This is a genomic window from uncultured Arcanobacterium sp. (genome assembly GCF_947253055.1).
Taxonomy (GTDB): domain Bacteria; phylum Actinomycetota; class Actinomycetes; order Actinomycetales; family Actinomycetaceae; genus Arcanobacterium_A.
On record NZ_CAMXYE010000004.1, the window covers coordinates 1 to 14094 of the forward strand.

10 protein-coding genes and 1 CRISPR repeat array are annotated in these 14094 nt (G+C 45.2%); of the genes, 3 read left to right on the forward strand and 7 right to left on the reverse strand.

The features are described from left to right. Positions 1-424 (forward strand): ABC-2 transporter permease (locus tag Q0X35_RS00595; protein ID WP_297564374.1); only part of this gene is annotated, 424 nt, incomplete at its 5' end. Between the two features lie 266 nt (positions 425-690). On the opposite strand, the gene Q0X35_RS00600 is transcribed toward Q0X35_RS00595, so the two are convergent. From Q0X35_RS00600 to cas6e, 7 genes are all read right to left on the reverse strand, one after another. After that, positions 691-1155, reverse strand: coding sequence for a hypothetical protein (locus tag Q0X35_RS00600; RefSeq protein ID WP_297564375.1), 465 nt, complete (start codon positions 1153-1155; stop codon positions 691-693). An 84-nt stretch (positions 1156-1239) separates the two neighbouring features. After that, positions 1240-2910 (reverse strand): hypothetical protein, encoded by a 1671-nt coding sequence (locus Q0X35_RS00605; protein WP_297564377.1) that lies wholly within the window; start codon positions 2908-2910, stop codon positions 1240-1242. Positions 2911-3281: 371 nt separating this feature from the next. Then, positions 3282-3581, reverse strand: coding sequence for a hypothetical protein (locus Q0X35_RS00610; protein WP_297564379.1), 300 nt, complete (start codon positions 3579-3581; stop codon positions 3282-3284). 163 nt (positions 3582-3744) lie between these two features. Further along, positions 3745-6825: a CRISPR direct-repeat array (repeat unit 29 nt; unit sequence GGAATTACCCCCGCTTACGCGGGGAAGAG). Positions 6826-6984: 159 nt separating this feature from the next. Then, positions 6985-7299: a type I-E CRISPR-associated endoribonuclease Cas2e gene (cas2e, locus tag Q0X35_RS00615; protein WP_297564380.1), complete on the reverse strand. Its 315-nt coding sequence runs from the start codon at positions 7297-7299 to the stop codon at positions 6985-6987. A 12-nt stretch (positions 7300-7311) separates the two neighbouring features. Beyond that, positions 7312-8256, reverse strand: coding sequence for a type I-E CRISPR-associated endonuclease Cas1e (gene cas1e / locus Q0X35_RS00620; protein WP_297564382.1), 945 nt, complete (start codon positions 8254-8256; stop codon positions 7312-7314). Between the two features lie 97 nt (positions 8257-8353). Further along, positions 8354-10996 (reverse strand): CRISPR-associated helicase Cas3', encoded by a 2643-nt coding sequence (cas3, locus tag Q0X35_RS00625; RefSeq protein WP_297564383.1) that lies wholly within the window; start codon positions 10994-10996, stop codon positions 8354-8356. Then, entirely contained in the window at positions 10993-11679 is a 687-nt protein-coding gene (gene cas6e, locus Q0X35_RS00630) for a type I-E CRISPR-associated protein Cas6/Cse3/CasE (RefSeq protein ID WP_297564385.1), read from the reverse strand. Before cas6e ends, cas3 begins: the two co-directional genes overlap by 4 nt. A gap of 115 nt (positions 11680-11794) precedes the next feature. Between cas6e and Q0X35_RS00635 the strand changes: the two genes are divergently transcribed. Together Q0X35_RS00635 and casB are read left to right on the forward strand one after the other, a co-directional pair. Next, a complete protein-coding gene (locus Q0X35_RS00635; RefSeq protein ID WP_297564387.1) occupies positions 11795-13453 on the forward strand; it encodes a type I-E CRISPR-associated protein Cse1/CasA in 1659 nt (552 codons plus the stop codon). Then, the gene (gene casB, locus Q0X35_RS00640; protein ID WP_297564388.1) at positions 13446-14072 is read left to right on the forward strand and encodes a type I-E CRISPR-associated protein Cse2/CasB; all 627 of its coding nucleotides are present in this window, start codon (positions 13446-13448) and stop codon (positions 14070-14072) included. The genes Q0X35_RS00635 and casB overlap by 8 nt, the downstream gene beginning before the upstream one ends. The last annotated feature ends 22 nt before the right edge of the window (positions 14073-14094 follow it).

Consider the following 14094-nt stretch of genomic DNA (forward strand, 5'->3'; position numbering starts at 1 on the left):
CGGGCCTATCAGTAGAAACGAGCTCGTTAATTTAAATTTTCTGATTACACTCGCTCTTGGGGTAGTGGCTTTCGCGGTTACAGGTGTTCTTGCCTATTTAATGATTGAGATGCCTTGGAAAAATACTGTTTTGGTGGCCAGTTTCGCCTTTGCCGTCACTCTGCTGTTGACCATTATTCAACTACCGTTGTTTTACAAATTTGGTCCGGAAAAAGCCAAGCTGTTTCTGGTCGCGGTATTCATCGTGGTATTCGCCGGATCATCCTTTGTTGGTTCCAACAAACAAGCAATCTTCGAATGGGTAGCAAAAGCCTTAACCTTACCCCCACTCACCAGCGCAGGAATACTACTGACCGTGACGATCATACTTACCGCACTATCCCTTTCGATAAGTCAAAAGATTATGGCAGGTAAAGAATTCTAAGTTTTTAGAGTGCAATTTTGCATTCAATATTAGAGCCCTGCGTTCTTTTCAAAGCTTGACCGCGATTTCTTTCCCGGTCCTAAAGATGAACCGGATGTGGTTTGCGCCGATGATGGCATGGTCAATCAGAGCGTTCCATTGACAGACCTGGAAATGTTCGATGGGTTTGCCAAAATAAACTGAGCGTAGGCAATTTTAATCGCGATAGCCTTGACGTTTTAGCTACTATCTACGTTCAGAGTCTGCAAACTTAGAGCGATATTCGCTTATTTCCCCTTCTCCTTTTGAAACCCAATCGCTAACTGTCCTTTTTCTGGAATGGATTTGCAATTCAGTTTTGCATTCTCAGGAACGACGCCGTCAAACTCTGCTGCAAGGAATAATGCGGCTCCAGAGCTGGATGGAAGATTAAAATGCGAATCATGGGCGCTAAAACTATCGCCATCCAATGTACATTGAGTGAAGTCATACCCGGTTTCGAACAAGTCACGAGAAGCGAAAAGGTAAAGAGGTGTCTTATTGGCATATGTAGCGCCAAGATGGTCGCCACTCTTCAACTCGTCATACGCCCATGAAGAATTCAGTGCAAACTCTTCCTGCTCAGAATCGATTTTTCTATCCAGGAGCACGAAAGCAACAACGACTATAAAAGTGAGCAATAATATGCCTGCAATAAGCGCAACTATCCGTTTAGGTATACCTTTTTTCGCATAATTCAACATTTTACGCATTTTCTGCTTTTATCGTAGACCCCGACTTTTATCGCAAACTTCGACCCAAAAAAGTTAGAGTTTCTCCGGCTAAGCCACCGGGCGCTAAGCCACCGGGCGGCGGGCAGCTTTCAGCACGCCCACGCCAGCGAAGAGTGCAAGCAGTGCTGCAATTCCTCCCGCAAATACCGGCAATTCACTACCCGTACGCGGAAGGTTCTTAGCTGGCTGAGCTGGTGTAGCCTGATTGACTGGCTTTTCCGGCTTCTTGTACTCTACCGTCCACTGCAAATTAGCAGCCGGTTGCTTATAGGTGAAGGATGCTTTCCCTAAATCAGATGCCGAAATCCCTAGCTCCGCATAGAAGGCAGCTAAATCCGCTTTCGGAATATCTACGCCGTCTTTCTTTGCGCTCCAGTTCAGCACATAACCTTCTGGAGCAGCCGGAGCAGTCAACTGTACAGAATGGCCGGAACCAATTGCCTGCACTTTCGGAGCATCACTATTGAGCGCCCCAAACGGCGTTTGCAAGGGGAAAGTATTAGTGCCATCAAAATACTGAGCACTCGGATCTCCAGTTACTCCCGAATCATTCGCTACTAGAGCAGTAGAGACGGCATAGATTCTGCCAATTTCTGCCGCAACGGACTCACCGGCTGACACTGGCATGATTTTACCGTCATTACCCTGCAAATAACCTTCAGCGCTGGTAGAACCAACAGCAGGCGTCAAATAACCCACATATTCTTTTGCGTCAATATTAGCTTGCGCGCTATTAGTGGTGAATGCGGAGAGTTTTCCCTCTTTAGTGGCATTATTTGTCCACTTGTAGGCCACCTTGCCAGCACCATTAAAGATACCCGTTGGAGTAACTGGATTATCGTCAGCGTCCATTCCGATATTCATAGATCCCTTACCGTAACCCTCTAGATACACATTCCCAGAAGTGGTGACCTCAATAGTATTCGCAGTAATTGGACGCGAAAATCCTACCGTAGAATTAGCAGTATCTACTTTGATATTGAGATTTGCACTGCCAGCAACCTCAACTTTCGAAGCGCCGATATCGAGAGTATCGATTCCAAAAAACACCGGAACTGACCTCTTGGTCTTGTTCTTATCGTAGAATTCGGCTTTATCAATATCCGCTTTCGTATAGTGGCCAGTGATATTTACGGTGCCAGATTTAAAGGTGATTCTGGAGCATGCCTCATCCTCACAGAGAATACCCCACTGATCTAAACGTGCCTCACCGGCCGTATTGTACACAGGATAAGTATCGATATTTAACTCTGCCCCAGAAGCACCCACAAACTGCACGGCCTGCCCCGAAAGATTAAAATCAATACCTCTAATACCAGAACCACCAGCATTTGCTGAGAGATGATTGACGCCTTCAAATTTTATGGTGACGAGAGGCTTTTTACCGTCGTTATTCACCTGGAATCCCGGCAAATATTTAACTTCAGAATCTGCCGAAGTTAAACGAGCGCGATCATCGTAATTCCGGAAAGTGAGAGTGGCAGTAGCCGGATCCCAACCCCAACCATTTTCACCGGCCGCGAGCGGATAAGTCTTTGCTTTTTCATCCGTATTCAGCATACTTCCCGTATTAGATTTACCTTTTTCACCCACATATTCCGTGGCAGTTTCCACCGCATATTTTCCGGCGTCGTCTACCGTCATTGCCGAGGCAAGCAAAGGAGCTCCTCCAGCTAATCCTGCTGTAAGAAGCGTAGCGGTGACGACTCCTCCAAATATTTTCCGCAATTTCATCGGGTTTTCCTATCAATTAGTTCCGGTATTATTATTCACTACTGTAACAACGGCAATTGTATGCCTCTCTCAGCCACCTTGGCTAGCATTCTAGCTAAACTCACACTTGCCAAAAAGGCTATGTATAGCCATTTTGAATGGCTGCGCACAGCTATTCGGAAAGAATTATCTATCTAAAATTCGTAGGATGATTGGCGATTAACGAGATTCCAAATACGAACATCTAATGAAGAGGAATCAAGATTTTCCTACGATCTCCCAAGCTCACTCCTGCTCTTTTCGCTACAAAAATCGATTAATAGAATCATCCCCGCTTATACGAAAAAAGAATGGTATTCACTTTTCAACATGTCTCATAGAATTACTCCCGCTTACGTGGAAGGAAGAGTTAGGCACTTGTAGTCTTCTAAAATCTCCATGAAATCTTCATCATCCTTAAAAGCATCGAAAACCTCATCACGTAAATTTTTCGGTAAAGAAAGATTGTGTAAATCGAGCCAATGGAAAGCATCCCACATAGCCGCCTCTGGAACTCCAGCATAGTAGGCGCGCATTACACAATTCCGCTCCCATTTATCTTCTATAAGCGGATAAGTATATTTAAGTATCCGCACAGGTAGCCAGTCACCTTCCGGCGGAATATCAAGCTCAAATATATTTATCGTTTCCATATTTTTATTGTAAATGGTTTACCAGACTAAAATTCTCTGATAACCAACTTAAATCACCTACATTTATGTGTACTTTATTGCTGTAATAGATAGCTACGTCAGCTCCAAAAATCGAGTGGAAATAACGAAGGGCGGATTCTAACTTCTTTTTTGAATACGAAGACCGGAATTATCTCCTTACGCAGGGAAGAGATCCAACTATTATTGGTATAGATGATTTAGTTGGAATTACCCCCGCTTACGCGGGGAAGAGAAATCAGCTATCAACTCTGCTACCGTTTCCATAGAATTACCCCCGCTTACGCGGGGAAGAGGAGAGTATCTCTTTAGTTTGTAGTGTTTGCACGGAATTACCCCCACTTACGCGGGGAAGAGTTAGAGCCTCCATACTTTCTAGGCACTACATGGGAATTACCCCCGCTTACGCGGGGAAGAGCGCGCATTATCCTCATCGAAGTCGCGTTCCCCGGAATTACCCCCGCTTACGCGGGGAAGAGCTGTTGGTTAGCTTTTGCTAGCTTGGCATGCTGGAATTACCCCCGCTTACGCGGGGAAGAGATAGATTACATGGCTTACCGGGTTGTTTCCGTGGAATTACCCCCGCTTACGCGGGGAAGAGACAACATAACTACCCTCACCCGGGCCGTGCGCGGAATTACCCCCGCTTACGCGGGGAAGAGCCTATTACGCTTTGAAATTTATCGCTTATCGCAGAATTACCCCCGCTTACGCGGGGAAGAGCTGTTGGTTAGCTTTTGCTAGCTTGGCATGCTGGAATTACCCCCGCTTACGCGGGGAAGAGCAAATAGTGAAAATAAAATCGGAGTGCGTCTAGGAATTACCCCCGCTTACGCGGGGAAGAGCGCGCGGTCACTACCCCATGCAAGGCAAACAAGGAATTACCCCCGCTTACGCGGGGAAGAGTATTTACCCCTATATCCGCATAATCATTTCATGGAATTACCCCCGCTTACGCGGGGAAGAGGTTGCATTTTCGTTTTCCTTTCAGTAGATAAAGGAATTACCCCCGCTTACGCGGGGAAGAGTCTCCCGACTCGGACAGAAGGCCGCTTCACCCGGAATTACCCCCGCTTACGCGGGGAAGAGTTATCAGCACCATAGACCTCAAACCGGTAGGCGGAATTACCCCCGCTTACGCGGGGAAGAGGCATTTCTTGAATCCCGCTCCGCTTATACCACGGAATTACCCCCGCTTACGCGGGGAAGAGCCGCCGTATCCGCTACCGTGGATACCAACCCCGGAATTACCCCCGCTTACGCGGGGAAGAGAAAATGCTAATTTTCACGATATTTGCACATATGGAATTACCCCCGCTTACGCGGGGAAGAGATTTTCTTTCCTAACCTTTGATTCGGATGGAAGGAATTACCCCCGCTTACGCGGGGAAGAGTCAGCACCAAGCTTAATAAGATCGTTAGACTTGGAATTACCCCCGCTTACGCGGGGAAGAGTATTTGCCGCTTTATCCGCATAATCATTTTATGGAATTACCCCCGCTTACGCGGGGAAGAGCGCAACCCCAGCTCCGGACAGTGATTAGTTTTAGAATTACCCCCGCTTACGCGGGGAAGAGAAATTGTTTCCCATCTAGTCGGCATTGGTGAAGGAATTACCCCCGCTTACGCGGGGAAGAGTTTTCTTTACTTCCTATTCTTTCTATAAGTCTTGGAATTACCCCCGCTTACGCGGGGAAGAGATAATCAGCATTTGATTACGTAAAGAATAATTGGAATTACCCCCGCTTACGCGGGGAAGAGCGTGAACTTTCGTACATTTCCGCGCACAGTTCGGAATTACCCCCGCTTACGCGGGGAAGAGCCCGCTTTTCTAACTCGGTTATTTCTTTATTCAGAATTACCCCCGCTTACGCGGGGAAGAGCCACTACAATGCTTTTCTCTGCATAGATAGGGGGAATTACCCCCGCTTACGCGGGGAAGAGTATCTGTACGTTCAAGCCGCTATTCGATAGATGGAATTACCCCCGCTTACGCGGGGAAGAGCGCGTCCACGCCTAGAATATCTGAAAGAAAACGGAATTACCCCCGCTTACGCGGGGAAGAGCTATTCTTGCTACTTTCCGCCCTAGACTATCGCGGAATTACCCCCGCTTACGCGGGGAAGAGTGAAACAAAACACAAAACAAGAAAAGCTATTGAGAATTACCCCCGCTTACGCGGGGAAGAGTTTGCCGTAGGTTTGCGATTAGCTCCGCTACGGGAATTACCCCCGCTTACGCGGGGAAGAGCCAGTATCTGCCTTGCTCGTGAGCCCGTCATAGGAATTACCCCCGCTTACGCGGGGAAGAGACTGCGAAAACTATCGTCAATGAAATAGAGCAGGAATTACCCCCGCTTACGCGGGGAAGAGTTCCCCATTTTTGCGGTTTGGTATTTTTTCCAGGAATTACCCCCGCTTACGCGGGGAAGAGATTAAGATCATTAATTAATTTACTGTTCACCTGGAATTACCCCCGCTTACGCGGGGAAGAGCCATTATTCACTCTTTTCTCTAGTCCTCGAATGGAATTACCCCCGCTTACGCGGGGAAGAGAGCCTTAACCTCAGCTGCGACCTGCCGCACCTGGAATTACCCCCGCTTACGCGGGGAAGAGCTTGCGAAAGATGGAGAGAAGCCACAGGACGCGGAATTACCCCCGCTTACGCGGGGAAGAGCTTGCGAAAGATGGAGAGAAGCCACAGGACGCGGAATTACCCCCGCTTACGCGGGGAAGAGCCCATTCGGTAACGTTAAACTCCATTTCAGTAGGAATTACCCCCGCTTACGCGGGGAAGAGAGCGCTTATTAGCATCTTTACCAGTCTGCGCAGGAATTACCCCCGCTTACGCGGGGAAGAGTTTATATTGATCTTTTAGCTAGAGGTTTTAACGGAATTACCCCCGCTTACGCGGGGAAGAGCATAAATATGTGTGATTTATATCATAGAGGTTAGAATTACCCCCGCTTACGCGGGGAAGAGTACTAGCTTGCGCTCTAGACATGAAACCCTCCGGAATTACCCCCGCTTACGCGGGGAAGAGGTTTGGCGAAAGATTAATGCCGAATCAAGAGAGGAATTACCCCCGCTTACGCGGGGAAGAGTTAAACATTTTTTCCGCCGACTGGCAGTAAATAGAATTACCCCCGCTTACGCGGGGAAGAGGTTCTTCTCTTGGTAGGCTAAGGCTCTAGCGCGGAATTACCCCCGCTTACGCGGGGAAGAGACCATCTGAACTGGGGAGTTATATATAACAAGCCCAAAATTTATTATAAAGTAGAGTTCCAATGGAAAACCTGGGCTTAAAACTTAACATCGCACCAAATATAGCATCTACGCCAATTTCCATTCTCTAAATTTACCAGATTTTCATTTCATAAAGCACTCATAGAACAATACCCTCTGGATAATCCACGGCTTCATCTCCCGCGCCAATAACTAACATTCCATCTAAATCTAAAATAGAACGACTATTAACCCCCATACTACGAAGGGAAAATCCTTGCTCACGCGCAGGGTCATTATAAATAAAGGTAATACTGCCTGTATCAGCAGCAGAAATAGCTCTCTCCCATAAATTATCCCGCACTCTTACCGATACAACTCCTACATATAAACCCGTTGTCACTTCGGAAAGAAACCTACTTAAATATCCTCGTAGATGCTCAGGAATAGATACTGCATTTACCACAAGAAACATTTCTTATCTCCTTTACTCATACTGAATATGCCCAGGTACTTCAATATTATTGCCAGAAATAAGCCGATCATTTTCCTGTGCTGGAAGATGCGGATGTAAGATCTCCATAATGATGGCAAGCATATCTGAAAGAATCCCATGGTTCACAATAGCTTTTCGCACCTCCCGACGAACTACTGCTAAAGGATCTGATTCCTGAGAACCAGCGAAAACCAAAGGAATGATGATACTTGGCTTATAGAGATCGGCAAGATCAAAAAGCAAAGACCGGCTATTCCCACGATGAATGATTCCGAGTGCCGGATTAATTCCCAATGCAGCACACACAGAAGCAGCACACCCATAAAGAATTGAATTGGCAAGGTTGAGGCCAGTATTGACAGAATCTTCCGCACTAGTATCTCGCGTAAAGTGCTTTACTCCATATTGAGTTGCCATCATGCGATAAGTATTACGCATGAGTCGCCCCTCTAATCCACGCATTGTAGCGATAGAAGTACCCGGCGCATTATCTACACCTAGTTGTTTTTTATATAAAATAAGCGCCGCTTCTCGCTGCCGAGCCTCATTACTTACTAATCGTGCTTGTGCGATGGCCCAGCGAGCACTGGAAGTCAACGGTGTAGCGTAAGTATAGAGAGGCACCCCACCCCCACCAGTAATAAGCACAGTCGCACCCGCCCGTGCACAAGAAGTAAGAGCAGCACTTGAAATCGATGTACCTGCTCCTAAAACAAGCACTGCTAAACCAGCAACTGGAATTTGAATTTTTCGTATGCGAGTTTCATGCACCGAGCTATCCCTATTTATCTGGCCTGCATCATAGGCCACAACTCCTGTACATGATTGACGAATTTGTACATACTCTAGATATAAAAAAGATACTCTATCTTCTAAGCGCACCTGATTATCTACCGGAATAGTACGGAAAGCTAAAGCTTCCTCTGAATAAGGCATCTCTATTCCTTTCAGCGTAAGAAATAAAACAATTAACTATAAATAAGCTGCGCCATCCATCCAACTAGATCACTAATCATCAATTAGTAATTCACTACTAATCACTCGAAATTACCAGACCTACAACTGGGTCATAATAATCTACACCATTCTCTAAAACGCTATACCGACATAATAAAGACGAAGCATCGAAAAGTGATTCTGATTCCTTAATCATTGCTTTATTGCGGCCCGTAACACTAACTGGAACTGAAGCTTGTAAAGCCTTCCGCACTAATTCCCAATCAGAATTACATAATTTTCGCAATTCATCTGCAGTTCCCTGCCACGCTCCGGGAATAATATCCGGATCTCCGCACACAATTAAACGAGTAGTTTTTACATCTATAAGTCTGGTGGCACTCTCATCACCTAGATTTTTATCGCACCTAGTCATAGCCGCAAAAGATTTCACCTGCGATGCTTCACTAAGGCAATATTTCATATCATATACAGCACTCTTGGCTCTAATTCTCGCAAACGCATTTTTTGCAACCTCATCAAATCCTTCACTCTGCTCCTCCGATAGATTCTCCAAGAGAATAGTGCCGGTATCCACAAACTCTTGACAATTTTCTGGAATACAGATTTCCTGATGCTTAGCCAACCAATTTTCTACTCGAGCAAGCTCACTGGCAAGATATGGCAATTTTTCTCCATCATTACCTTGAATTACAACCACAGAAATCACCGGCTCACCGGCATTCGGCACCCGTGTACTTCGCTTCAAATCATCTGTACGCCAAAGCCTGCCCGCACGTTGAATAAGAGAAGCCGCTGGGCATAATTCAGTACGAAGTAAATCCAGATCAATATCTAACGATGCTTCAATTGCTTGTGTCCCAATAACAATAATCCCAGCACCCTCGTTGCCTGACCCTATTTCTCTCTCTAAGTGTTCCGCATTACGCCGGCGATGCTCAGCCGTCATTCGTGAATGGAGAATAACGATGTCATATTCATTCCCAAGTGCTCTGGTAAGTTCCTGCGCGCGGACTACCGTATTACAAATAACTCCAATTCTTGCTTCTGGATAGCGCTGCCGTTGTGTACGTACCCAATTAAGATGCGAAATAGTTAGATCAGAATAGTTTTCATACTCGAGATTGATATTGATTTTATGTGGCCGCTCTTTAAGTTTCACACTGCGTACACAAGTGCCTTCTATATCTATATTTTCCAACAAGGGAAACTCTGCATCGCAATAGGGTGTTTTTCCTGTATAGGCCTCTAGATAAGCGGCACGTTGTGCACTAGCAAGAGTGGCAGAAAGAAAAGTAACTCTCGTGTGAGTGGCGCGCAGCCAAAAAAGAAGATTAGTTAATAAGACACTCTGATATTGATCAAGTGTATGGACTTCATCTATGACCACGTGCGCATTAGCAAGAGCAAGAAGACGCAGATGCGTCCACTTAGCTGGTAATGCTCCAAGAAGCGCTTGATCCACAGTCCCTACACATACAGGAGCTAACAACCTAGAGCTTCCTGAACGCACGAATTCGGTGGGAAATAATCCCGTAGAATTGAGAGCTTTTTCGGCAGAAGTAATGCTAGATAAATCGGAAGATTCATCTGAATCATTCCCCACCACAAGTGGTTGCCTATAAAAATCTTCAGTTGATGCGAGGGAATGCACAAGCGCAGCCACATTAGGCGTATCAGCATAATAGCGATGGATACGCCGCATAATTGCATTAGATGTAGCCTGAGTAGGAAGTAAAAAAATAAGACGTTCATTTTTTTTCGCATGGCGAAGCAACGCCGCTTCAGTTTTTCCAATTCCGGTAGGTGCCATGACATTCCATAATCCCGCACCTACCCGCATAGCTTCTTCTTGAAGCGGGCGTGGCTTCCACGATCCCAGAATTGCTTGTTGGCTTTCCTTATCAGAATTCCATCCATGATATATACCCACAGTTTCTGCAATACGTTTACGAGCCCTCTCTTTACAGCAAGCAAGCCATGCAGAAGGAGTATCAAGGTCAAGTTCTTTATCTTTAAGTAATTTCTGCTGGCAAACTACCCATTCATTGCCGGAAGCGATACGGTCGGCAAGCACAGTAAGCCCCGAAAGTAAAATAGTTGCCGTAGGCGATAACTCAGTCGGAAGATCGCTTTGTTTTATCCCCACCCCTTCTTCTAAACATTGCAAAATATCCTCACTCAAGTCTTTCCAGCCAGAATCACGAAAGTCTTCAAAAAAATAATTATTTTCTGCTCTATTCCACCCAGGAATATTAAAATACCCGTGATGCCCCAGTGCCGGAAGAAACTGCCAGGAGGTAGCTACCCGAGAATCTGGATCTATTGGGCCACCTTGAAGAAGCAAAGCAGATATTTTTTGATGATGACAAATATCAGGGAAAAAATCGTTATAAAAATTACTAGCGCTATCGGCTATATCTCCTAATTGAGGTTCACTGATACAAAGATTATCCCTAATATCATCCCATTGCTTTCCCTGCTGAGTTTGTTGATATTGAAATACGGGACAAGCTTTCCCGATATCATGACTACCGGCAATCCATTCTATTACTTGGCGTGAATCTGCTAATCCCAGCACTTTTCGCAGCTCTGGACGCAACCATACTTCATACAATTCTCCCGCAACTGTAGCCGTATCCAATAAATGAGCCAGAAGCGGATACGGAGCTTCTACACCACGCTGCTTTGCCCATACCTTAGAGTGTGAATTCATCATGAGAGAAGTTGTACGGAAAGAAGACCACAGCCATAACTTTTCGCACGCCCCACCCCAGCTATTTGCAAGTTATATAAAGCATCCGAATCACTCACAATAGCTACTCCATCAATTGTATCGATCTGAATACTTCGTTTTTCTTTATCAATGTTTGGCGCAAGCACTTCACGTCGAGAATTAATAATCTCCACATTATCTAAAGCAGGAGATAGCTTTGCTGCTAACCACTCTAAAAGAGAAGGAACTCCCGGAAGCACCTCTGCTCCATCCAACGGAATAGATCTAATACCTCCAGAACTTACACGTTGGACAGCATTTACCGCAACGCGAAAAGATACTGGATTTCCAATCGGAATTTTAGGAATTAATACTTCCTTCGTTTCCACTTCACTGGGAAGTCCAGATTGTAAAATTGGCTCTTTAGACTGAATAAGAAAAAATGGCGGAGCGCCAGGCGTGTAATCTAATCGAAAAAGAATCCCCATCTCAGCTCGCGGGTGCTTCGCATCTACTTCCGGAAAAAGTGCCATTATTGCCCTATGACGTACCTGAGGATTATTAAGTTCCCACCCTTTTCTTGGCTTGTGTAAGGCACTGCGAGAGAGAAGCGTATGGACGGGTACTTTCGTCAAAAAAACCGATTGATGCTGCAGCGTATATTGATCTGCCATATTCATCTCCATCGACTAGGCTCTTAGTAAATATTTTCCATACCTAAAACAAATAGGTAAAGGTTTTATGCACATTGACAATATCACTTTCTTCCAGTAATCTCGTTTTGTCTCAAGGGAGAGAAAAGTGGAAAATGTAAATGCTTTAACGGATATTCCGCTATTGATTACTGTAAACGGAAGATTATCGGTCCGTGAAGCTCTTTTGAATGCCCATATCCCAGAGTCTCAATATGAGATGGGTGTAAATCCCGCACCCGTAATTTTAGATAAAAACGTTCCAGGATATGTATACGGTGCAGAGTTACGGCTACTAGCAGCGGTCACAGCTGTAGTACTGCGATACCACAGTGCCTGCGATAAAGATGTTCTGCAGATTCCAACCTCAGAAATCCTCACTCACGGTTTAAGTCCCGAAAACATTGATAAAGCATTACTCAAACTTACCCCGGGATTATTTTTATTTGATGATACGCAACCATTCATGCAGCAACCAGCAAAACCAAATACCCCTAAATCACCAGGCAAATTAAAAAAATTACTCCCCTCTATGCTCTCCGACAAGGGGGAAGAATTTTGGAATATGCTTACTCAGCAAGATACCTTATCTCTCGCCGATGCAGCTCTTTACTTGCTTGTTTATCACTACTACTCCCCTGCAGGAAATAGTAAATATGCTGGCCAAAAAGCTAAAATGGGGAGTCCTGGATTTCACTTTGTAGGCACAAAGATGACAGCCACAGAATTAATATGGAAAGGCAAATCTCTTCTACATACTTTACTAGCCATGATTCCACGTAACTGGGTAGAAGGAGACGGGCTACCAGCTTGGGCCGATAGGGACGGATCTCGCAGTAGAAGTGAACACCCATTATGGAGGGCCACTTGGTCTTCCAATAGTGCTGTCTGTTACTGGGAAAATGACAGACTTATCGGCGTAGAAATCGGCGGCATTCCCTTAAAATGGCTACCTAAAGAAGCCGGAATTAGAGCAGAAACTGAATCCGCAACAGAATCCGCAACAGATAGCAAAAAATCAAAAAAGAAAGATTTCCTTAAAGAATACTGGGATATGCGAAATCAGAGCGATCCTTTCTACCTATATCTAGCTAATAAATCAGGAAAACTTCAAGCACAAAGGATGGATATAAACCGAAATGCTACTGATTTAGCAGTAGAGTGGGCCGCAAATGGAAAAATTGCCGAAGCAGCAAAAGCTTATGACCGTATTCTTTCACCATCCGATTGCCGCCTACTTTTCATTCAACATTACATCGACGGCACTTCTTCAAGTCCCGTTATACGGTATTCCCACGTGCTTGTAGCAGATCCACAACTATGGAGCTTCGGACTTTCGGAGCGAGCACAAAACCAGGTAAAACAACACGCTAACTTTATTCAAAAACTTCACTACTGCGTGACGCAGCCTTTTCACCGCGTTCAAAACACTAATTCTAATCTTGGCAATACATTGCCAACAGTGCTTGATTCACTCACAGAATACCGAAGTTCCGTATCGGATATTTTTTGGCGGGCAATGACTACTTCTTATGAAGAATTCCTCGCACAAGCATCGGTAGAAGAAAAGCGGCCCACTGAAATAATTGCTGCTCGCGATACAGCAGCACAGATAGCTCTACAAGCTTTTAACGAAGCAATTGCACCATATCGAAATCAAGATCCGGCATTATTCGCAGCTGTTTATTCAAACGTAAATCACCATATTAATTTTATAAAGAAAGAATTCGCTATCTCTACATCGGAGAGGAGAAGCAATAGTGAATGAAAATTTCTCCCACCAGGAACCCTGGGAGGCACTTATACTAGAAATTTTGCATCGCCGCAGCGACCCCGAATATCGGACTACTCGGGCAGCAATTCGGCAAGGATTCACGCCATTTACACAAATGCGCGCTTTCCCTTATGTACTTCCCTCTCTTCCAGAAAATGCACACTCTACTCAGCGGGACGCTCTTCTACGTACTGCCGCACTGGCCGCCGAATATGAACGTATTCCTCACTCTAGTCGAGGAAAACGCCTAGACTCACTAGGGCGCTGGGCATTCCGCGTAGCTACAAGCGCAGATAAATATGGACGCTCCCAATCTATTGACCCTATTAATCCAGGAATGATTGCAGCGCGTTTAGCGTATCTACACACTCAAGATATGGAAGAAGCAGCTCGCTCTATTAAACGTATATTCGAATTTGCATCCACAATTCCAAATCCTGTTCCTGCTGTAGATTATTTTGATATTTGCCGCACACTTATGTACTGGGGAAATGGAGTATCTCCTAAATCTCAGCGTATTCGAATGCGCATTCTTGAAGATTTTTACTCTGCTCCACGTATAGATACTTCCACAAAATCTTTTATCAAGCCTATGCAAAATACTGAAAAATAAACCCACTCCCAAAGGAAAAATT

Bases quoted from the DNA above. Each gene is read 5' to 3' on its own strand.
- Q0X35_RS00600 (WP_297564375.1), bottom strand. From the start codon at position 1,155: ATGCGTAAAATGTTGAATTATGCGAAAAAAGGTATACCTAAACGGATA.
- Q0X35_RS00605 (WP_297564377.1), bottom strand. From the start codon at position 2,910: ATGAAATTGCGGAAAATATTTGGAGGAGTCGTCACCGCTACGCTTCTT.
- Q0X35_RS00610 (WP_297564379.1), bottom strand. From the start codon at position 3,581: ATGGAAACGATAAATATATTTGAGCTTGATATTCCGCCGGAAGGTGAC.
- cas2e (WP_297564380.1), bottom strand. From the start codon at position 7,299: ATGTTTCTTGTGGTAAATGCAGTATCTATTCCTGAGCATCTACGAGGA.
- cas1e (WP_297564382.1), bottom strand. From the start codon at position 8,256: ATGCCTTATTCAGAGGAAGCTTTAGCTTTCCGTACTATTCCGGTAGAT.
- cas3 (WP_297564383.1), bottom strand. From the start codon at position 10,996: ATGATGAATTCACACTCTAAGGTATGGGCAAAGCAGCGTGGTGTAGAA.
- cas6e (WP_297564385.1), bottom strand. From the start codon at position 11,679: ATGGAGATGAATATGGCAGATCAATATACGCTGCAGCATCAATCGGTT.